Annotated in this window: 19 protein-coding genes; 3 read left to right on the top strand and 16 right to left on the bottom strand. The window is 71.8% G+C overall.

The genetic code is table 11. The features are described 5' to 3' along the window. Positions 1–37: 37 nt before the first annotated feature. From lepB (NUT86_RS29285) to NUT86_RS29240, 10 genes are all read right to left on the bottom strand, one after another. Positions 38–766 (bottom strand): signal peptidase I, encoded by a 729-nt coding sequence (gene lepB, locus NUT86_RS29285; RefSeq protein WP_274738382.1) that lies wholly within the window; start codon positions 764–766, stop codon positions 38–40. A 54-nt stretch (positions 767–820) separates the two neighbouring features. Further along, on the bottom strand, positions 821–1,792 hold the full coding sequence (gene lepB, locus NUT86_RS29280; protein ID WP_159489010.1) for a signal peptidase I: 972 nt from the start codon (positions 1,790–1,792) through the stop codon (positions 821–823). After that, positions 1,734–2,978, bottom strand: coding sequence for a signal peptidase I (lepB, locus tag NUT86_RS29275; RefSeq protein WP_274738381.1), 1,245 nt, complete (start codon positions 2,976–2,978; stop codon positions 1,734–1,736). The genes lepB (NUT86_RS29280) and lepB (NUT86_RS29275) overlap by 59 nt, the downstream gene beginning before the upstream one ends. After that, positions 2,971–3,735, bottom strand: a complete 765-nt coding sequence (lepB, locus tag NUT86_RS29270; RefSeq protein WP_018087147.1) for a signal peptidase I — start codon at positions 3,733–3,735, stop codon at positions 2,971–2,973. Before lepB (NUT86_RS29270) ends, lepB (NUT86_RS29275) begins: the two co-directional genes overlap by 8 nt. Before the next feature lie 96 nt (positions 3,736–3,831). After that, positions 3,832–4,179, bottom strand: coding sequence for a 50S ribosomal protein L19 (gene rplS, locus NUT86_RS29265; RefSeq protein WP_018087148.1), 348 nt, complete (start codon positions 4,177–4,179; stop codon positions 3,832–3,834). A 132-nt stretch (positions 4,180–4,311) separates the two neighbouring features. Beyond that, positions 4,312–5,121 carry a tRNA (guanosine(37)-N1)-methyltransferase TrmD gene (gene trmD / locus NUT86_RS29260; RefSeq protein ID WP_159485963.1) on the bottom strand — a complete coding sequence of 270 codons (810 nt, stop codon included), beginning with the start codon at positions 5,119–5,121 and terminating at the stop codon, positions 4,312–4,314. Continuing rightward, a complete protein-coding gene (gene rimM / locus NUT86_RS29255) occupies positions 5,121–5,666 on the bottom strand; it encodes a ribosome maturation factor RimM (RefSeq protein ID WP_026169192.1) in 546 nt (181 codons plus the stop codon). Before rimM ends, trmD begins: the two co-directional genes overlap by 1 nt. A 167-nt stretch (positions 5,667–5,833) precedes the next feature. After that, positions 5,834–6,073: an RNA-binding protein gene (locus NUT86_RS29250; protein WP_003980229.1), complete on the bottom strand. Its 240-nt coding sequence runs from the start codon at positions 6,071–6,073 to the stop codon at positions 5,834–5,836. A gap of 2 nt (positions 6,074–6,075) precedes the next feature. Then, positions 6,076–6,516 (bottom strand): 30S ribosomal protein S16, encoded by a 441-nt coding sequence (rpsP, locus tag NUT86_RS29245; protein ID WP_006602842.1) that lies wholly within the window; start codon positions 6,514–6,516, stop codon positions 6,076–6,078. Positions 6,517–6,672: 156 nt separating this feature from the next. Beyond that, positions 6,673–7,263 carry a hypothetical protein gene (locus NUT86_RS29240; protein ID WP_018087151.1) on the bottom strand — a complete coding sequence of 197 codons (591 nt, stop codon included), beginning with the start codon at positions 7,261–7,263 and terminating at the stop codon, positions 6,673–6,675. 523 nt (positions 7,264–7,786) lie between these two features. Between NUT86_RS29240 and NUT86_RS29235 the strand changes: the two genes are divergently transcribed. Further along, a complete protein-coding gene (locus tag NUT86_RS29235; protein ID WP_159485967.1) occupies positions 7,787–8,653 on the top strand; it encodes a methyltransferase domain-containing protein in 867 nt (288 codons plus the stop codon). 406 nt (positions 8,654–9,059) lie between these two features. On the opposite strand, the gene ffh is transcribed toward NUT86_RS29235, so the two are convergent. From ffh to nsdA, 5 genes are all read right to left on the bottom strand, one after another. Next, positions 9,060–10,616 carry a signal recognition particle protein gene (gene ffh / locus NUT86_RS29230; RefSeq protein WP_018087153.1) on the bottom strand — a complete coding sequence of 519 codons (1,557 nt, stop codon included), beginning with the start codon at positions 10,614–10,616 and terminating at the stop codon, positions 9,060–9,062. Positions 10,617–10,727: 111 nt separating this feature from the next. Then, positions 10,728–13,232 carry a [protein-PII] uridylyltransferase gene (locus NUT86_RS29225; protein WP_274738374.1) on the bottom strand — a complete coding sequence of 835 codons (2,505 nt, stop codon included), beginning with the start codon at positions 13,230–13,232 and terminating at the stop codon, positions 10,728–10,730. A gap of 202 nt (positions 13,233–13,434) precedes the next feature. Continuing rightward, complete coding sequence (locus tag NUT86_RS29220) at positions 13,435–13,773, bottom strand: P-II family nitrogen regulator (protein ID WP_018087155.1); 339 nt, start codon at positions 13,771–13,773, stop codon at positions 13,435–13,437. Next, positions 13,770–15,110, bottom strand: coding sequence for an ammonium transporter (locus tag NUT86_RS29215; protein ID WP_018087156.1), 1,341 nt, complete (start codon positions 15,108–15,110; stop codon positions 13,770–13,772). Before NUT86_RS29215 ends, NUT86_RS29220 begins: the two co-directional genes overlap by 4 nt. A 373-nt stretch (positions 15,111–15,483) precedes the next feature. Continuing rightward, positions 15,484–16,956: a transcriptional repressor NsdA gene (nsdA, locus tag NUT86_RS29210; protein ID WP_018087157.1), complete on the bottom strand. Its 1,473-nt coding sequence runs from the start codon at positions 16,954–16,956 to the stop codon at positions 15,484–15,486. Between the two features lie 487 nt (positions 16,957–17,443). On the opposite strand from nsdA, the gene NUT86_RS29205 reads away from it, so the two are divergent. Next, positions 17,444–18,112 (top strand): bifunctional DNA primase/polymerase, encoded by a 669-nt coding sequence (locus NUT86_RS29205; RefSeq protein WP_018087158.1) that lies wholly within the window; start codon positions 17,444–17,446, stop codon positions 18,110–18,112. A gap of 179 nt (positions 18,113–18,291) precedes the next feature. Here NUT86_RS29205 and ftsY read toward each other — a convergent pair whose 3' ends face one another. Further along, the gene (gene ftsY, locus NUT86_RS29200) at positions 18,292–19,521 is read right to left on the bottom strand and encodes a signal recognition particle-docking protein FtsY (protein WP_018087159.1); all 1,230 of its coding nucleotides are present in this window, start codon (positions 19,519–19,521) and stop codon (positions 18,292–18,294) included. A 145-nt stretch (positions 19,522–19,666) separates the two neighbouring features. On the opposite strand from ftsY, the gene NUT86_RS29195 reads away from it, so the two are divergent. Then, positions 19,667–20,890: an NAD(P)/FAD-dependent oxidoreductase gene (locus NUT86_RS29195; protein ID WP_274738371.1), complete on the top strand. Its 1,224-nt coding sequence runs from the start codon at positions 19,667–19,669 to the stop codon at positions 20,888–20,890. The last annotated feature ends 45 nt before the right edge of the window (positions 20,891–20,935 follow it).

Here is a 20,935-nt window from a genome sequence, read left to right as displayed (position 1 = left end):
CGCGGGCTCCTCGGCGCCCCCTCCACGCGCCCGTCCCTCAGCCACGCTTGCGCGCCGTACGTCGGGCGACGGGCCCGTAGGCCGCACCGGCAAGGATGAGGACCGCACCGGCGACCACGGCGAGGGTGATGGGCCGCACCGGGCCGGGCTGCGAGATACCGCCGGGGAGGTCGGAGAAGCTGGTCGGGCGCTGCATCACCCCGACGCTGCCGAGCGGCCAGGCGCGCGCGTCGACCCGGGCGTCGACGGCGCTGCGCGGCACCGAGCCGTGGTCGCTGTCGGTGAGGTGGACGCGGGAGTCGAGGGAGTCATTGCGGTGGTCGCCGAGCAGGAAGAGCTGTCCGGCGGGGACCTTGGCCTTGAAACCGACGGGTGAGGCGGGCCCACTGCCCTGCAGATACGGTTCTTCGACGGGGGTTCCGTTGACCGTCAGCAGGCCCCGCTTGGTGCAGCAGGTGACCTTGTCGCCGCCGACGCCGACGACGCGCTTGACCATCGGCATATCGCCCCAGACGGAGTCCTTGAAGACGACGACATCGCCGCGGCGTATCTCGGAGCCTTCCACCCTCTCGGCCAGGACCCGGGCACCGGCCGCGATGGTCGGCGACATCGAGTCGGTCGGCACCGTATAGGGGCGGTAGATCAGCGCCCCCCATACAAAGCCGCCCAGGAACAGCACACAGCCGACGGCCACGGCCAGACCGGACAGCACACTGCCCGTCGTCCGGCCGTGGCCGTCGGTCCTGCGTTCGGTACTGCTGCTCATCCCAGCGCTCCCACCCCGCGGACCCGGCCCGCGTCGAAGATCCGGGACGGCACCTTACCTGGGGTTACGCGCTCCGGTCAGCCTCCGGCGGCGCCACAGCACGATCGGCACCGCACCGGCCAGGCCCAGGGCGGCCGGAGCCACCCCCATTGCCTTGTTGATCCCGGGCTGGTCGAAGGTGTCCGGTACCGGCAGGGTCGACCAGCGGTTGATCGGCCACGCGATGGTGAACGCCCGGCCGACGACCTCGTCCTCCGAGACCGTGCCGTTGCCCTTGAGGTTCTGGTGGTAGCGCGAGTCGAGGGAGTCGTCGCGGTGGTCACCCATCACCCAGATCCGTCCCTTGGGGACGTGGATCGGGCCGAACGCGCGGTCACCGCAGGGGGTGTTGCCGGGGAAGATGTACGAGTCTTCCTTGAGGGGCTTGCCGTTGACCTTGACCGGGCCGGTGCCGTGGCACTCGACGGTGTCGCCGCCGACCGCGATGACCCGCTTGATCAGGTCCTTCTCCTCGGCCGAAGGCATCAGCCCGATGAAGCTGAGGACCTTCTGGACGGGGTTGGGCTCGGGGGTCGGCGTCTCGTTCAGCCAGCCGCCCGGATCGTGGAAGACCACGACCTCGCCGCGCTCCGGCTTGGAGCCGAACCACGGCGTCAGCTTGTCGACCAGGACCCGGTCCCCGCGCTGCAGGGTGTCCTGCATCGAGTCGGACGGGATCGAGAACGCCTGCACCAGGAACGTCTTGATCAGCAGCGCCAGGAGCAGAGCGATGCCGATGAGGATCGGCAGCTCTTTCCAGAAGGCACGCGGCTTCTTGGCCTTCTTCATGCCGCCGCTCACTTCCTCGCCCACTGACCTGTCCAACGTATCGGATGTGTCCGATTCGTCGGCCGGAGCCGAACGCTGCGACTGTGTCCCTGACTGCGCTGGTGACTGATGCACGGAACTCGTCGCCGCTCCCGCGGTCTCACCACGCCCTGCCGGCTCTTCGGGCTCTTCGGTTCCGGACCGCGCGCCGACCGCCAAGTCCCCCACATCTGCTCCTCACTCCACGCACTCGCCCGCCCGTCAACCGGTGCAGGCCCACCACTCCCATAACGAGCGGGAGTTCCGCAGGGGTCGGGAGTACGGACAAACTCTCGGATGACACCTTATGCGGCGTACCTGCCGAGGACGCCTTGGCGCCCGGCGCGTCGCGCACGGTCGTGAAGGTGTCCGGCTCTTCGAGGCGCCGCCAGTGGCTGAACGGCCAGGCGATCACGACGGCCCGGCCCACGACATTGTCCTCCGAGACCGTGCCACGGTACGGCTCGTCCAGGTGGAAGCGCGAATCCGCGGAGTCGGAGCGGTGGTCGCCCATCACGAAGATCCGGCCGGTGGGGACGGACACCGTGAACTTCAGTGTGGAGGGCGGATTGCCCGGATGGACATACGGTTCGGTCAGCGGTTCGCCGTTGACGGTGACCCGGCCCTGCTTGTCGCAGCACTTGACGGTGTCGCCGCCGACCGCCACGACCCGCTTGATCAGGTCCTGTTCATCGGCCGACGGCAGCAGCCCGATGAACGTCATGGCGTCCTTGACCGGCTGGAAGGCGCCCCCGCCGGCATCGGGCTTGATCTGCTCGCCCTTGAGCCAGCCTCCCGGGTCCTTGAAGACGACGACGTCACCGCGCTCCGGCTTGGAGCCGAACCACGGCGTCAGCTTGTCGACCAGCACCCGGTCGCCGATCTTGATCGTCTGCTCCATGGAGCCGGACGGGATGACGAAGGCCTGGACGAGGAAGGTCTTCAGGACGAGGGCGATGGCCAGCGCCACGCCAACGAGGATCGGGATTTCCTTCAGGTAGGAGCGTTGCCTGCGGCGCTTGATGCGCTTCGCCTGGCGCCGCCGCTCGGCACGCCCGCCGGCCGCGGTGCGGGCCGACCGCCTACCGCCGTGCCCGACAGCGTTCTGAGGGCCGCCGCGCGGACCGGTGTCGCTGTACGGTCCCTCACCGCTGCGCGCACCGGAGTCGCTGTACGGGGCCTCGCCGCCGCGCGCACCGGAGTCGCCGTACGGTCCCTCACCGCCGCGCGCACCGGAGTCGCCGTACGGGGCGTCTCCGTACGGGGCATCGCCCTCCCGTGCCGGCCGGTCGGTGCCCTGCGCCCGGCTCCGCTTCGGCCGGCCGGTGCCCGGGCTCCCGTGGCGGGGGCGTCCGCGGCTACCCATGGGGGCCTGCCGCGGCGGGTATCCGGTCGAAGGTTCCTGGGGCGTCGAAGGTGCGCCAGCGGCTCACCGGCCAGGTGATCAGGTCCGCGCGGCCGATGACCTTGTCGAGCGGGACCGTGCCGCCGCCCGGCTGGCCGAGGTGGTCACGGGAATCGCTGGATCTGGCGCGGTGGTCCCCCATGACCCACAGCCGGCCCTCCGGCACCACGATGTCGAAATCCACCGAGGACGGCGCGTCCCCGGGGTGGAGATACGCCTCGCTCACGGGCTCACCGTTCACTTCGATCCGCCCCCGTTTGTCGCAGCAGGTCACATGGTCACCGCCGATGCCGATCACACGCTTGACGTAGTCGGTCTCGGCGGGCCGGGCCAGGCCCAGCGCCGCTCCGGCGCCGCGCACCAGTCCCGTGACGGGATTCTCCCCCTGCTCCCTGTGAACGAAGGACCCGGTGCCGTCGAACACCACCACATCGCCCCGCGCCGGCTCGCTGCCGAAACGGTACGCCAGCTTGTTGACCAGCACCCGGTCACCGATCTGCAGGGTGTTCTCCATGGAGGAGCTGGGGATCAGAAAGGGCTGCGCGATGAACGTACTGAGCAGCAGCACAAAGGCCAGACAGAGCGCGAGCAGGGTGACCGGCCGGTGGCGCAGACCGGCCGCACGGGCGCGGAAACGCGCGAAGCGCGACCCCTGCTCCGGCCCCTGGTCGGGGGTGGGAGAGGGGTCGCGCTCCGTGAGCTGTGCGTCGGTGTCCATCGGGCCCTGAGCCTATCCGGCCGGATCCGGACACCGTACGCGAGCGTCGGTTTGCGTTGCCCCGGCACAAAAAATCGTGCTCCGGGGCGGCCCGGCTCAGTTGTCGCGCTTCTCCTTGATCTTCGCGGCCTTGCCGCGGAGCTCACGAAGGAAGTACAGCTTGGCGCGACGGACGTCACCGCGGGTCACGACCTCGATCTTCTCGACGATCGGGGTGTGCACCGGGAAGGTGCGCTCGACGCCGACGGAGAAGCTGACCTTGCGGACCGTGAAGGTCTCGCGGACGCCGGCGCCCTGACGGCGGATGACAACGCCCTTGAACTGCTGCACACGGGAGCGGTTGCCCTCGATGACGCGGACGTGGACGTTGACGGTGTCACCCGGGCGGAAGGCCGGGATGTCGCTGCGCTTCGACGCGGCGTCGACGGAGTCGAGAAGGTGCATGACCTACTGCTTTCTTCGCTGATGCCACAGGTCATCAACGGGATATGGGAAGGATGTTTCGGATGCCGTTCCGCCGGGCGGGCGTCGTTCCCCCTGTGGCAGGGGCGCGCGCCGGACGCACACAGCAGCGGCCTATTCTTCCACGGCCTCGCTCGTCCGCCCAAATCGGCCGTCGTCGCCCGTCGACCAGCCCAGGGCGGCGAGTATCGCGCGGTCGTGTTTGTCGAACGCGGCGGGGTCGGCGCGCTCGATCAGATCGGGGCGGTTGCGGTCCGTGCGGCGGAAGGCCTCGTCCCGGCGCCAGCGGGCGATCTTGCCGTGGTGGCCGCTGAGCAGGACCTCGGGGATACCGCGGCCGCGCCACTCCGGGGGCTTGGTGTAGACGGGGCCTTCCAGGAGGTCGGCCATCGCGCCGGGGGCGAAGGAGTCGTCCTGGTGGGAGGCGGCGTTGCCGAGGACTCCGGGCAGCAGCCGGGCCACCGCCTCGACCATGACCAGGACCGGTGCCTCGCCGCCGGCCAGGACGTAGTCGCCGATGGAGACCTCGCGGACGTCGACGCGGTCGCCGTACTCCTCGATGACGCGGCGGTCGATGCCTTCGTAGCGGGCCGGGGTGAACACCAGCCAGGGCTTGGCGGAGAGTTCGACGGCGAGCTGCTGGGTGAACGGGGCACCGCTGGGGGTGGGGACCACGATCACCGGTTCCCCGTCACCGGACGCGAGGATCTCGTCGAGCGCCTCGCCCCACGGCTCGGGCTTCATGACCATGCCGGGGCCGCCGCCGTAGGGGGTGTCGTCGACGGTGTTGTGCTTGTCGTGGGCCCATTCGCGCAGGTCGTGGATGCGCACATCGAGCTGTCCGCGGGCGCGGGCCTTGCCGACGAGGGAGACGTTCAGTGGCTCGAGGTACTCGGGGAAGATCGTGACGACATCGAGCCGCATCAGCTGTCCTCGCGGCTGCTGGCGATCTCGGCCTGGCTGTCGTCGAGGAGGCCGGGCGGCGGGTCGATGACCGCGCGCTGCTCCTCGAGGTCGATCTCCGGGACGATTTCGGCGACGAACGGGATCATGACCTCGCTGCCGTCGGGCCGCTGGACGATCAGCAGGTCCTGGTAGGGCAGGTGGGAGACCTCGGAGATCCGGCCGACGTCGGTGCCGTCGCGGGTGACGACATCGAGGTCGATCAGCTGGTGGTCGTAGAACTCCTCGGGGTCCTCGGGGACTTCCTCGGGGTCGACCTCCGCGATCAGCAGGGTGTTGCGCAGCGCCTCGGCGGCCGTACGGTCCGCGACGCCCTCGAAGCGCAGCAGCAGCCGGCCGCTGTGCACCCGGCCGGTCGCGATGGTCAGCGGTCCGACGGAGGACGGTTCGGTGGCGAGGACGGCGCCCGGGCCGAGCCGCAGTTCGGGCTCGTCGGTGCGCACCTCTACCGTGACCTCGCCCTTGATGCCGTGGGCGCGGCCGATCCGCGCCACTACCAACTGCACGCTGTCTTCTCCCCTTTTGTGCTGAACCGCCGCCGCTGTCGCGGAGGTGGCCGAGGACCGTTGTGGTTCCTCAATGAATGGTGGCGGTCGTGGATCAACGGTCGCCAACGAACTCGGGCCGGGGACGGCCCGAGGGCCCTCCCCGGCCCGAGCCGGTGTTCAACTTGTCAGCGGACCTGGTCCACGTCGACGAGGTCGACGCGGATGCCACGGCCGCCGATGGCGCCCACGACGGTCCGCAGCGCGCGGGCGGTCCGGCCGTTACGGCCGATCACCTTGCCGAGGTCGTCGGGGTGGACCCGGACCTCGAGTACGCGCCCGCGGCGCAGGGTGCGCGAGGCTACCTGCACGTCGTCGGGGTTGTCGACGATGCCCTTGACGAGGTGCTCGAGGGCTTCCTCGAGCATGCTCAGGCCTCGGTCGACTCGGAGGTGGACTCGGCCGCAGCCTCGTCCGCCTTCTTGTCAGCCTTCTTCGCCTTCGGGGTGATGGCCTCACCCTTCGGCTCGTCTCCGGAAGCCTTGGCAGCGGCCTCGAAGAGGGCGCGCTTGTCGGCCTTCGGCTCGGCAACCTTCATCGGCGCCGGGGCGGGCAGGCCCTTGAACTTCTGCCAGTCGCCGGTGACCTTGAGGATGGCCATGACGGGCTCGGTCGGCTGCGCGCCGACACCCAGCCAGTACTGGACACGCTCGGAGTCGACCTCGATGCGCGAGGGGTTCTGCACCGGGTGGTACAGGCCGATCTCCTCGATGGCCCGGCCGTCACGGCGGGTACGGGAGTCGGCGATGACGATGCGGTAGTGAGGCGCGCGGATCTTGCCCAGACGCTTCAGCTTGATCTTGACTGCCACGGGAGTGGTGTCTCCTGGTCTTGACGTGGTGGGGCACAACGGGATGCCACGTGGGGTTGCGGTACTCGGGGTGCCCGATGGACGCGTCAGCCGGAGGAGAGAGGGGTCCTGTGCGACTGTCGAGTACAGCTAGCCATTGTGCCACACGCCCCCGGGTCAGCCGACCGCGGCCACCTCGGGGATACGGAAGGGCTTGCCGCAGCCGCCGCAGACGATCGGCGCCTGGGCGAGCACGGACGGCACGACGCGAACGTTGCGCCCGCAGTCGCAGACGGCCTTGACGCGGACGCCGCCTCCGGAGGAGCCGTGCCGTGCGGCGGGGCCGCGGAAGCTGCGGGCGGTGTCGGTGGCGGTGGCGGCGGTGTGCGCCTTGAGGGCTCTGGCGAGGCGTTCGATGGTGGAGCGGTAGCGCCTCCTGGCTTCGGGGTTGAGCGTGACCAGGGAGAAGCCGCTGCTGGGGTGCGGCTCGTCGATATGGTCCAGGCCCAACTCCTCGGCGATCGCCAGGAATCGGCGGTTGTGGTAGCGGCCTGCACGGGAGGTGTCGCGGACGCCGCGGGCGGCGGCGATGCCATGGACTGCCTCATGGAGCAGCCGTTCGAAGGAGAGCTCCGCGCCACAGGCGGACGAGGACTCTCCGATCAGGGACTCGGGCGCGGCCAGATCCGGCAGCTCGGGGTGGTGCCGTTGAATATCGGCCCAGGCGAGCGCCAGTTCGGCGGCGAGGACAGGCGGTGTCGTGCTCACGTCGTGACAACGAGCCGGGGTCGCCGAGTGTTCCGATTCCGGGGCATCTCAAATAATTTGCACGTACCAGTCAGTTTCTGGTCATGAGTCGTGCCGAGGGCGGGGTGCGCAGATCTGCGCAGAAGGCGCCCAGCAGCCCTCAAGCCGGTACGTATCCCCGCGTACGCCGCATGGCGTAGCCGGTCGTATACCGGGGCAACGATCTTCGCGGCGATGGTACGGGGCGTTCCTCTGCCCGGCCGCACCGGCTCGGACCCCACCGTAGACCCGGCGAGCGCGGACGTCCGGGCCTCCGGGTGGCGGGCGTTGCCGTGGCGGAACGGCGCCGGCCGGGGCACCCTGGAACGGCGCTCCAGGGAGCGGGCCCGGCGCACACGGGGGCGCGCGGGAGACAACCCCGGCGCATCCCCTGGACGCTTGGGCGAATGCGCAGTTGTCTGGATTGCGGGGGCGCACAACGCGCGAACACGGGGGCGATCGGTACGGAACAGCTTCGGGTTCTCGGCGAATAGGGGCGCTATCGATGTCACCGACGCTCGTGCGGCACCAGCTTCCGCACTCCGGATCCACGCGCTGCGACGACCCGCCCGCTCCGGCCCGGTCGCGGGCGCGTACCCGCGACTGGGCCGAGATCCAGGAGCGGATGCTGGTGCCGCTGTACGAAGCCGCGTACGACCGTTTGGGGGTCGGTCCCGGTACCCGGCTGCTGGGGCTGGGCTGTGGGTCCGGTCTGGCGCTGCTGCTCGCGGCGGCGCGCGGCGCGCAGGTCAGCGGGGTGGATGCGGACGAGTCCCGGCTGGAGCTGGCGCGTGAGCGGCTCACGCCGGACGGCATGCCGGAGCACACCCGCGTGGTCAGCGGCGGCCTGGAGGCCGCGGCGCCCGGGGACGCCGCGTTCAACGTGGTCACGGCGTTCCACCCGGTGGGCTGTGTGAGCACGGTCGAGGGGCTGACGGCGTCGCTGACCGCGGCGGCCGGGCTGGCGGAGCGCGGCAGCGCGGTGGTGCTGGGCGGCTGGGGTCCGGTGGAGCGGTGCGCCACGGCCGGTGTGCTGCGGGTGGCGGAGCGGCTGGCCGATGCCCCGGGCGATTACGTCGTCGGCTCCGCCGGGTGGCGGCCCAGCGGACGGGACGATCTGGAGGACCTGGCGGACCGGGCCGGGCTGCGGCCGGACGGTTCGGGGCGGGTGTCCTGCCCGTTCGGGTACGCGGATCCGGCGAGTGCGGTGCGGGGGCTGTTGTCGACGGGGCTGTTCGATGCGGCGCTGGAGGCTGCCGAGCAGCGCCAGGTGGAGAAGGAGCTCGCGGAGGCGCTGCATCCGTATCAGCGGGCGGACGGGACGGTGTGGATGCCGAATGTGTTCCGCTATCTGATCGCGCGGACCAGGTAGGGGGGCGGGAGGGGCGGCAGGCCCCGGGCAGCAGACCCCGGGCGGCAGACCCCGGGCAGCAGGCCCCGGGCGGCAGACCCCGGGGGCGGCGGCAGACCCTGGAGCGGCGGGGGGCGGGCGTTCGGCGGTATTCGGATCCGGTGTCCTGGATTCTCCCGGCTCGTATCGCTCGTATCCCCCCGCCGGACTTTCCCCCTCCGGTTTTTCCCCGCCGCCCACCCCCCTTCGGGGGGTGGGCGGGTAAGGATGCTCGGTTTCGGCACGCGCGGCAGAAACAGGCGGGCAGAGATGCCTCGGTTTCGGCATGCGCGGCGGGGATGGGCAGGTAGGGATGCCCGCCCCCGGCACGCGCGAGCCCCCGGCCGCGGTGTGAGGCCGGGGGCTCGCGAAGCGGAGCTGTGGGGGGTCAGCCCATGAACTTCTTGAATTCCTCGGGGAGTTCGAAGTTCTGCGGGTCCTGGCCGCCCTGCGGCAGGCCCAGCGGGTTGCCGGACTGGGCGGCCTCGCGGCGCGCGGCCGCGGCCTCTTCCTCGGCCTTGCGCTTCATCGGGTTGCCGCTCTTGCGCTTGCCCTTGGCCTGCTTGACCTGCTTCTTCTTGCGGGCACCACCGCCCATGCCAGGCATCCCCGGCATGCCGGGCATCCCGGGCATGCCGCCGCCCTGGGCCATCTTCGACATCATCTTGCGGGCGTCGAAGAACCGCTCGACGAGGCCCTTGACCGCGCTGACGTCGACACCGGAGCCCTTGGCGATACGGGCCCGGCGCGAGCCGTTGATGATCGTCGGCTCCTGGCGCTCGGCCGGGGTCATCGACTTGATGATGGCGGCGGTGCGGTCGACCTCGCGCTCGTCGAGGTTGTTGATCTGGTCCTTCATCTGGCCCATGCCGGGCAGCATGCCGAGCAGCTTGGAGATGGAGCCCATCTTGCGGACCTGCTCCATCTGGGCCAGGAAGTCGTCGAGGGTGAACTCCTTGGGGCCCTTCGCCAGCTTGGCCGCCATCTTCTCGGCCTCGGCCTGGCTGAAGGTCTGCTCGGCCTTCTCGATGAGCGAGAGCATGTCGCCCATGCCGAGGATGCGGGACGCCATGCGGTCCGGGTGGAACGCGTCGAAGTCGTCCAGCTTCTCGCCGTTGGAGGCGAACATGATCTGCTTGCCGGTGACATGCGCGATGGACAGCGCGGCACCACCGCGGGCGTCACCGTCGAGCTTGGAGAGCACCACACCGTCGAAGCCGACGCCGTCGCGGAAGGCCTCGGCGGTGTTGACCGCGTCCTGGCCGATCATCGCGTCGACGACGAAGAGGACCTCGTCGGGGCTGACCGCGTCGCGGATGTCCGCGGCCTGCTGCATCAGCTCCTGGTCGATGCCCAGACGGCCGGCGGTGTCGACGATGACGACGTCGTGCTGCTTGCCGCGGGCGTACTCGATGGAGTCCTTCGCGACCTGGACCGGGTCGCCGACGCCGTTGCCCGGCTCCGGCGCGAAGATCGCCACACCGGCGCGCTCGGCGACGACGGAGAGCTGGTTGACGGCGTTGGGGCGCTGGAGGTCACAGGCGACCAGCATCGGGGCGTGGCCCTGGCCCTTGAGCCAGCGGCCGAGCTTTCCGGCGAGGGTGGTCTTACCGGCACCCTGCAGACCGGCCAGCATGATCACGGTCGGCGCGGTCTTGGCGAACCGCAGCCGGCGGGTCTCGCCGCCGAGGATGCCGATGAGCTCCTCGTTGACGATCTTGATGACCTGCTGGGCGGGGTTCAGCGCCTGCGAGACCTCGGAGCCGGTGGCCCGCTCCTTGACCTGCTTGATGAAGGCGCGGACGACGGGCAGGGCGACATCGGCCTCGAGGAGCGCGATCCGGATCTCGCGCGCCGTGGCGTCGATGTCCGCCTCGCTCAGGCGGCCCTTGCCCCGGAGGTTTTTGAAAGTACTCGCCAAGCGGTCGGAAAGCGTATCGAACACGGCGGTCGTCGATCCTCGGGGTCGGGGGCGGGGTCCAGTCGGGTTCTAGGGTATCGGCCTCCGCAAGCAAACCATTCCTGCCCTGTATTCCCGGCCGCTCATTCCCGGCCGCTACTGAAGGGCGCGCTCCACGGCCACCGCCACTTCATGGGCCGCGGCGTCCGTGAGGGGAGCCCCGTCCTCCCCCGTGACATAGAACGCATCCACCGCGTTCGCGCCCAGGGTGCTGATGTGGGCGCTGCGGACGGCGACGCCGGCCGTCTCCAGGGCACGGCCGATGCGGTGCAGCAGGCCGTGGGCGTCCTGGGCCCGGACCTCGATGACGGTCGCGGTGTCGGAGCTGCCGCCGGCGACGGTGACCCGGGGTGGCGGGGCGAGCACGACCCGGGAGCGGCGGGCGTAGGCACGCTCGCGTTCGGCGAGGCGGGCGGGGACGTCGAGGGAGCCGTCCAGGGCGCGGAGCAGGTCGGCGCGCAGCCGGTCGGCCTGCGGCAGTGAGCCGTATTCGGCGGCCACCCGCCAGCTCAGCAGCAGGACCGGCCCGTCGTCGATCGGGTCGAGGAGGAGCAGGTCGGCGGCGCGGACGGTGAGCCGGTGCAGGGCCAGCACCCCGGCCGCGGCGGGCAGGACGCCCGGCTGGTCGGGGACGGCGATGAGCAGTTCCACACCGACCGGTTCCTGGGCGGGCGCCGGTGTCTCCGGCCCGGTGGCGGCGTCGGTGGGGGCCTCGGCGCGCGCGTGCAGGGCCAGGACCGGACCGCCGGTGCGCCCGGCCTCGATCGCCAGCCGTTCCTGTTCCGCGGTCGGCTCGCCGGCGCCGCGCACCTCCGTGTCGGGCTCCCCCGCGAGCCGCGCGGCGACCCGTTTGACCAGGTCGGCGACGAGTCCGCCGCGCCAGGCGCTCCAGGCGGCGGGCCCGGTGGCCAGCGCGTCGGCCTCGGTCAGGGCGTGCAGCAGCTCCAGGGTGCGGGTGCTGCCGACCGCCTCCGCGACCGCGCCGACGGTCGCCGGGTCGTCCAGATCGCGTCGGGTGGCGGTCTCGATGAGCAGCAGGTGGTGTCGTACGAGGGTGGCGATCACCGTCGTGTCGCGGGCGTCGAAGCCGAGCCGGGCCGCCACATCGCGGGCGATGGTCTCGCCGGCCACCGAGTGGTCACCGGGCCAGCCCTTGCCGATGTCGTGCAGCAGGGCGGCGACCAGCAGCAGGTCGGGGCGGTGCACCCGGCGGGTCAGAGCGGAGGCCCGTACGGCGGTCTCGACCAGGTGGCGGTCGACGGTCCAGGTGTGGACGGGGTTGCGCTGGGGGCGGCAGCGGACGCGCTCCCAGTCGGGCAGCAGCCGCGTGATGATGCCTTCGGCTTCCAGGGCCTCCCATACGGGCACGGTGTGCGTGCCGGCGCCCAGGAGCGTCACCAGCTGTTCGCGGGCCTCGGCGGGCCAGGGCACGGGCAGTGGCTTGGTGGCGGTGGCCGTGGCGCAGCGGCGGATCGCGTGGGTGGCCAGCGGCAGCCCGGCCTGGGCGGCGGCGGCCGCGGCGCGCAGCACCAGTACGGGGTCGCGCTCGGGGCGCGCGGTGCGGGCCAGTACCGCCTCGCCGTCGAGTTCGACGACGCCCTCGGCGAGCGGGGAGCGCTCGCCCTTGCCGGCGGTACGGCCGTGCAGCAGCCCGCGCAGCATGGGCTTGAGGGAGCGGGCGCGCAGCACCCGGCCGACCTCGCGCCAGGTGACATCGGCCGCGTAGGAGATGGTGCGGGCGGATTCGTAGGTCTGCCGCAGCAGCGCGTCCGCGTCGAGCATGCCGAGGGCGGTGGCGACCTGGTCCTGTTCCTGGAGGGAGAGCCGGTCGGTGGCGCGGCCGGTCGTCAGGTGGAGCGCGTCGCGGGCGTCGAGCAGCCGGGTGCGGGCGGCTTCCAGGCCTCCGCGCGGGGCGTCGGCGAGCCAGGAGGCGGCGACGGCCCGCAGCGCGGTGGCGTCCCGCAGCCCGCCCCTGGCCTCCTTGAGGTCGGGTTCGAGGAGGTACTGGAGTTCGCCCTGCCGCTCGGCGCGCTCCTGGCACAGGTCGTGGAGTTCCGGGAGCCGTTTGGGGGCGCTCTCGCGCCAGTCGGCATAGGCGGTGGTGCGCAGTGCGGCGGTCAGGTCGGGGTCGCCGGCCAGGTGGCGGGCGTCGAGCAGGCCCAGCTGCACCTTCAGGTCCTCGCGGGCCGCTTTACGGGCCTCGGCGGGGGTGCGTACGGAGTGGTCGAGGGCGAGGCCGAGGTCCCAGACGGGGTACCAGAGGTGGTCGGCGAGCGTGGCGAGGGCGCCGGCGTCGGCGCGGCCGTCGTGCAGCAGGAGCAGGTCGAGGTCGCTGCGCGGGGAGAGTTCGCCGCGCCCGTAGCCGCCGACGGCCACCAGGGCGGTGCCGGACAGGCCGGCGGCGGCGCCGTGCCGGGCCAGCAGGCCGGCCAGCCAGTCGTCGGTGAGCCGGGCGAGGGCGGCGCGGCGGTCGGGTCCGGTGGGGGCCTCGTCCTGGAGGAGCCGCAGCCGGGCCGCCGGATAGCCCCCTTCCGGCGCGGGAGTGTTCCCCGGGCTCCGTGCTCCGGCCGGTCCTGCCGTTTCCTCGACGCTTTCCGTCACCTCGCGCGCTCCTTGGTCGTGGTCGTCCCCCGCCGTCACCGTCGCCCCCGTGCGGCCGTCCCCGTGCCGGCCGGGCCCGCAGGCCCAGTCTGTGCCGCTGCGGGGCGGTCGGCCATCCGCCGCTCGGGCGGCCGCGCCCCGGCTCCGGTCCCCGACGGCGGACAGCCGCCCGGGGCCGGAGCCGGAGCCCGGCCGTGGCGCCTCACAGGGCGTCCGGCCCCCGCTCGCCGGTCCGCACCCGTACCGCGTCGTCGACGGGGATGCTCCACACCTTGCCGTCGCCGATCTTGCCGGTGCGGGCCGCCTTGACGATGACGTCGGTCAGTTCCTCGGCGTCGGCGTCCTCGACCAGCACCTCGATGCGGATCTTCGGGACCAGGTCGACGGTGTACTCGGCACCGCGGTACACCTCCGTGTGCCCGCGCTGCCTGCCGTATCCGCTGGCCTCGGTGATGGTCAGTCCGTGCACACCGAATGCCTGCAGGGCGTCCTTCACCTCGTCCAGCCGGTGCGGCTTGATTACTGCCGTGATGAGCTTCACGCGTCCACCTTCTTTGTCAGGGCCTCGCCGAGTGCCGGTCCCTTGCGGCCGATCGAGCCGCCGCCCGCGCCGGTGAAGTCGTATGCGGTCTCCGCGTGCGCGGCCTGGTCGATACCGGCGACTTCCTCGTCCTCGCCGACCCGGAAGCCCATCACCAGGTCGATCACCTTGGCAAGGACATACGAGACGACCAGGGAGTACAGCAGCACACAGACCACACCGACGGCCTGCCTGCCGAGCTGGTCGAAGCCGCCGCCGTAGAACAGGCCCTTGGCCTTGCTCTGCACCCCGCCGGTGGCGAACAGGCCGACCAGCAGCGATCCGGCGACACCGCCGACGAGGTGGACGCCGATGACGTCGAGGGAGTCGTCGTAGCCGAACTTGTACTTCAGGTTGACGGCCATGGCGCACAGCACACCGGCGATCGCACCGACCGCGATGGCCCCCAGCGGGCTGACCGCGCCGCAGGCCGGGGTGATCGCGACGAGTCCGGCGACCGCGCCGGAGGCCGCGCCGAGCGTGGTGAACGAGCCGTGCCGGAGCTTTTCGTATGCCAGCCAGCCGAGCATCGCGGCGGCGGTGGCGACCTGGGTGTTGACGAAGGCGACCGCACCGATGCCGTCGTCGTTGCCGAGCCAGGAGCCGGCGTTGAAGCCGAACCAGCCGAACCACAGCAGACCGGCGCCGAGCATCACCAGGGGGAGGCTGTGCGGCCGCATCGGGTCCTTCTTGAAGCCGATGCGCTTGCCGACGACGAGGAGCACGCCGAGCGCCGCGGCACCGGCGTTGATGTGCACGGCCGTACCGCCCGCGAAGTCGATGACCTGCAGCTCGAACAGCCAGCCGCCCTCGCCCCAGACCCAGTGGGCGACCGGGAAGTACACCAGGGTGACCCACAGCGCGATGAACAGCGCCCAGGCGGTGAACTTCACCCGGTCGGCGAGCGCACCGCTGATCAGCGCCGGCGTGATGATCGCGAACATCAGCTGGAAGACCGCGAAGACATAGACCGGAATGGTGGTGGCGCCCCACAGCTCCGTCAGGCCGATACCGCTGAGTCCGGCGAAGTGTCCGTCCCAGCCGATGAAGCCGCCCTTGTCGGTGCCGAAGGCGAGTCCGAAGCCGTACAGGACCCACAAGATCGTCACGATGCCCAGGCTGATGAAGCTCATCATCAGCATGTTGAGCACGCTCTTGACCCGGACCATCCCGCCGTAGAAGAAGGCGAGACCGGGTGTCATGACCATCACCAATGCGGAGCAGATCAGCATGAACCCGGTGTTGGCCGGGCTCAGTGTCGCCTTGTCTGCTGCGAGCGTCAGGATGCCTGGGGGCATCGGCGTCTCCTCGTCGTCGATGCGGCCCGTGCGGGCGTGTTTCTGGTGGGCCGACTTCGCGATGAGGTTGTCGCAGCGTGGTTTCGGCCAAACCTTGCGGGTGTTTCACCCCAGTGACGAAGACGGCCTCCGTGTTACGCCCCGATGAACTGCCAGATCAGCACCACTTCACCCGTTCAACCCACAGAAACCATGAATTGAGCAACCCCCACGGCGCGCAGCCACCACCGCGAGAGCGGCGCCGGTTTAGGCGCAAGGGGGAGCCGCAAACACGAGCCCGGCCGCGGCTGCCGCCCGCGTGACCTGGCATGGGGGAGCCGAGTCGGGCTGTACGGGGCGGTGGCCGCGGCCGGTGTTCTGGGGTGGGGTGCCGTCAGACGGCCTCCGCGGTTTCGGGCAGCTGGCGGCTGAGCTCGTCGCTGAGCCGGATCACCTCGGCGACGCCGCCGAATTCCCGCGCCGCGTTGTCGACGGTCTTGCGCAGCCGGGTGTTGACCCGCTCGGAGCGGACCTGCCGGGCGAACGGGATCGCCTGCTGCGCCATCGCCGCGCAGGCCTCGGGCTCCTTCTGCAGCAGGTGCACGGTGGCCATCCCGATCAGGTTGAGCGCATACGAACGCTGGTGCTCGGGGTCCTTGCCGAAGAGCTCCACGGCGCGCTGCATGACGGGCTCGGCGAGCGAGGCGTAGGTGGGGCTGCGGCCGGCGACATAGGCGAGGTCGCGGTAGGAGTGGGCGTTCTCGGCGTTCAGCTCGGCCTCGGAGAAGAAGCGGATCCAGTCCGGCTCGGGCTCGCCGGGCAGGACGTCGGAGAAGGTGTCCTCGGCCATCCGGACGGCCCGCTTGACCTTGCTGGGCTGGCCCATGCCGGCGTAGGCGCGGGCCTCCATCGCATACAACATGGCCTGGGTGCGGGGGGTGGCGGTTTCGCGGCTGCCGTACTGGGCGAGGTGGATCAGCTCCAGCGCGTCGTCGGGCCGGCTGAGGTGGATCATCTGCCGGCTCATGCTGGAGAGGATGTACGAGCCCAGGGGCCGGTCGCCGGCCTCCTTGGAGGCGTGCAGGGCCAGCACGAAGTACTTCTGCGCGGTGGGCTGGAGCCCGATGTCGTAGCTCATCCAGCCGGCGAGTTCGGCGAGTTCGGCGGCGACCTTGAACAGCCGCTTGGACACCGCCTCGGGCTGCGGCTCCTGGAGGAGGTCGGTGACCTCGTGAAGCTGGCCGACCACCGCCTTGCGCCGCAGCCCGCCGCCGCACTGCGCGTCCCACTGGCGGAACATCGCGGTCGTCGACTCCAGCAGGTCCAGCTCCGGCTTGGACAGCCGCGCGGGGCGCCGGGCGCGGTCGGGTTCCTCCGCGCCGCCCTGGCCCGCGGGCACCGGCACCAGCCAGCGCTGCATCGGCTCGATGAGGCTGGGTCCGGCGGCGAGCGCGAGGGAGGTGCCGAGGAAGCCGCGGCGCGCCAGCATCAGGTCACTGCGCGAGAACTCACTGATGAGGCCGACCGTCTGGGCCCCGGCCCAGGGCAGGTCCACACCGGAGACGGACGGGGACTGGTGCGCGGAGCGCAGGCCCAGCTCCTCGATGCCGACCACACAGCCGAAGCGTTCGGAGAACAGCTCGGACAGGATCCGCGGGATGGGCTCGCGCGGCTGCTCACCGTCGAGCCAGCGGCGCACCCGCGAGGTGTCGGTGCTGATGTGGTGGGCGCCCATCTGGCGGGCCCGGCGGTTGACCTGCCGGGCCAGCTCGCCCTTGGACCAGCCGCTGCGCATGAACCACGAACCCAACTGCGCGTTGGGTTGCTTGACGGCGTCGGTGCCGCCCGTGCCGCCGTTGCCGCCCACTGGAAGCCCCCATCCCGATAGCTGGCTTGGTGCCTGGTGCCTGGTGTGTGCCGCGAACTACCCACAGGACGCCGTCGGTTACGACGCCTGTCCGGGGTACATCTACCCGATCACGGTTTCCGGCCACACCTTTTGGCCTGTGCTCGACCTGTGCGTTGCCACCGGCATACCCGTGCGAAGGGTGCCTCTCCGGGGTTCGCGCACCGAAAGTAATCCTACGATCACGCCCGCCGCGAGGGCGATCGCGGAAACGCCACCATTCGCCACCCCTTCGAATGAACTCCCCGCCCAGCTCTCGCGATTGACTTGACACAGGCCGAAGAACGCCGGGCGGAACGAAGCGCAGAAGGGCTCACGCGGCACACCGCACCACCCGGCACACCACGTCACACCACCGCACCACGGGCCGCCGGCGGAGCGTGAACGGCGCCGGACCGTCAACCCGCCGACTCGTAACCACTGGCACGCACCACCCGTTGGAGGGGGCATGGGCTTCACGATCGGCGGCATCCGAGAGATGCGTTCCAGCTCCCGGCGCCGCGCCCGCTCGACCGAGATCTCGGCGGTGGCGGAGTACACGGGACTGTGGGGCTGGGATGTCGTCCCCGGCGCCCGGGCGGTGCGCGCGGGCAGCGGCCGTACGGACTGCTCGTGCGGCGCCGCCGACTGCTCCTCCCCCGGTGCGCATCCGCTGGCCTTCGGCGAGGAGCTGGCGGCCGGTGCCGGCTGGGAAAAGGCCGCCGTGGCGTGGGCCGAGACCCCGGGCGCCGCCATCCTCCTCCCGGTGGGCCGGTCGTTCGACCTCCTCGACGTGCCGGAGGCCGCGGGCCGCAACGCGCTGGCGCGGCTGGAGCGGATGGGTCTGCCGCTGGGCCCGGTCGCGGTGACCCCGACCGGCCGTGCGCTGTTCTTCGTCGCGCCCGGCGCGGCCGGACAACTCCCCGATCTGCTCTACCGGATGGGCTGGGACGACGCCTCGCTCGACCTGCACCCCCTGGGCCCGGGCGACCATCTCACCGCGCCCCCCTCCGACCTCGGCGGCCACGGCCCGATGCGCTGGCTGCGCCCGCCGTCCCTGGACACCGCCGACCGGCCGCCGCAGGCGCGGCTGATGGTGGGCACCCTGGCGTACGCCTGCAACCGCTCGGTGGTCTGAGCTCTCCTGTCGGCGCGGCTCTCGTCCGCCGGAGGGCGTACGGGTGCCCGGGCGAGGCGGTGCGGGGCCGGCCACCCCGGGCCGGGAGGTGGCGGGCGGACATGGACCGGCCCCCGGTACCCGCCGTGTGCGGGTCCGGGGGCCGGTGACGGTCCGGGCGTGGTGCCCTGGTGGCGGCGTCAGTCGATCAGGGCGTCGACAAAGGCCTGCGGCTCGAAGGGCGCCAGGTCGTCCGCCCCCTCGCCCAGGCCGATGAGCTTGACGGGAACGCCGAGTTCGCGCTGGACGGCGACGATGATGCCGCCCTTGGCGGTGCCGTCGAGCTTGGTGAGCACGACCCCGGTGATGTCCACGACCTCGGCGAACACCCGGGCCTGGACCAGGCCGTTCTGGCCGGTGGTGGCGTCCAGGACGAGCAGCACCTCGCCGACCGGGCCGTGCTTCTCGACGACCCGCTTGACCTTGCCGAGCTCGTCCATCAGACCGGTCTTGGTGTGCAGCCGGCCCGCGGTGTCGATCAGGACGACATCGGCGGCCTCGGCGATGCCTTCCTTCACCGCGTCGAAGGCGATGGAGGCGGGGTCGCCGCCCTCGGGTCCGCGGACCGTACGGGCACCGACCCGCTCGCCCCAGGTCTGGAGCTGGTCGGCGGCCGCGGCGCGGAAGGTGTCGGCGGCGCCGAGGACCACGGACTTGCCGTCGGCGACCAGGACCCGGGCGAGCTTGCCGGTGGTGGTGGTCTTGCCGGTGCCGTTGACGCCGACGACCATGACGACGCCGGGGATCTCGTCGCCGCCGTTGCCGATGCCGTTGGCGGTGTGCACGGTGCGGTCGGCGTCCGTGCCGATGAGGGCGAGGAGCTCCTCACGCAGCAGTTCGCGCAGGCCTTCGGGGGTGCGGGTGCCGAGCACCTTGACCCGCTCGCGCAGCCGGTCGACCAGCTCCTGGGTGGGGGCGACGCCGACGTCGGCGGTCAGCAGGGTGTCCTCGATCTCCTCCCAGGTCTCCTCGTCGAGGTGTTCACGGGAGAGCAGGGTCAGCAGGCCCTTGCCCAGGGTGTTCTGGGAGCGGGAGAGCCGGGCGCGCAGCCGGACCAGCCGGCCCGCGGTGGGCTCGGGGACCTCGATCGCGGGGGCGGCGGGCGCCTCGGGCTCGGCGGCCGGCGCTTCGGCCACGGGGGCCTCGGCGGTGGGCAGCGTGACTTCTTCGATGGTGCGACGCTCTTCGTCGCGGGGGGTCTCGGCCTCCTCGCCGACATGCGGTTCGGCGGGGGGCGCGGTAACGGAGGGCTTCGGGGCAGCCGGCGGGGACGGCGGCAGCTGCTTCTTCTTGCGGCCGCTGACGACGAGCCCGCTGATCGCGCCGAGCACGACCACGGCGATGACTACAGCAAGGATGACGATGTCCATAACTCCTCCAGTATCAGCCACGCTCCGCCCGTGGGGACTGCACGCGCCGAACCTGGATGAGCAGTGTCCTGAATGAATTCTGGATGTGTAGTATCCGGATTTACTCCCCGGGACCGCCCCGCGGAGCATCAGGAGGGGAATCCGGATGATTGATGTCCTGGTTTTGGGCGGCGGCTTCGCCGGTCTGTGGAGCGCCGCCGCGGCGACCCGGCTGCTGCGCGCCCAGGGGAGCGCGCGCTCCGTGGCGCTGCTCACCCCCGACCCCGACCTGGTCCTCCGCCCGCGCCTCTACCAGGCCGATCCGGCCCGGATGCGGGTGCCGCTCGACCGGGTGCTGGGGCCTGCCGGGGTGCGGCGGATCGCCGCCACCGCGACCGCCGTGGACACCGCACGGCGCCGGGTCACCGCCCTGACGTCCGACGGCAGCCGCACCGAGGTGGCCTACCGGAGCCTCGTACTGGCCACCGGGAGCGCGGTGGTGCGGCCCGAGCTGCCCGGCGCCGCCCTCCTGCACGACATCGACACCCTCCCGGCCGCGGTCCGGCTGGAGGAGCATCTGCGGGGGCTGCCCAAGGCACCGGCCGGGCCCGAACGCTGGACCGCGGTGGTGGCCGGCGCCGGTTTCACCGGGCTGGAGATCGCCACCGAGCTGGTGGGCCGGCTGCGCGCGCGGGCCGCTCCGTACGGTGCGGCGGACGAGGTGCGGGTGGTGCTGGTCGAGCGCGCGGCCGTCGTCGGGGCGGGGCTCGGCGCGGCGGCCCGGCCGGTGATCACCCGGGCGCTGGACACGCTGGGCATCGAACGGCGTCTTGGCACCACGGTCACCGGTCTGGACGCGCGCTCGGTGCATCTCGCGGACGGCAGCACCGTGCCGGCCCGTACGGCCGTATGGACCGCGGGGATGCGGGCGAGCGCCCTGACCGCGCAGATCCCCGCGCCCCGGGACGCGCTGGGGCGGCTCGCCGTGGACCGCGGGCTGCGGGTGCGCGGTATCGAGGGCCTCTACGCCGCCGGGGACACCGCCGCGGCCCTGGCCGAGGAGGACCACCCCGTCCTGCAGAGCTGTCAGCACGCCATCCCCCTCGGCAAGGTGGCGGGCCACAACGCCGCGGCCACTCTGCTCGGCCTGCCGCCGGTGGACTTCGCGCCCGACCCGTACCGCACCTGTCTCGATCTCGGCGAGGCCAGCGCGGTGGCCACGGCCGGCTGGAACCGGACACTGCGCGAGGGTCCCGAGGGCTTCGCCAAGGACCTCAAGCGGGCCATCAACGAGACATGGATCTCCCCGCCGGTCGACGATCCGCAGGAGCTGCTGCGCCGGGCCGACCACCGGGTCGGCACGCGGCAGGAATCGGCGCCTTCTGCCTGATCGGAGGGGCCCGACTGGACCCTTCGACGAGGTTCGGCGACACTC

The sequence above is a fragment of the Streptomyces sp. G7(2002) genome, from assembly GCF_028870195.1.
GTDB lineage: Bacteria > Actinomycetota > Actinomycetes > Streptomycetales > Streptomycetaceae > Streptomyces > Streptomyces nigrescens.
This window is presented reverse-complemented; position numbering and strand designations above follow the sequence as displayed.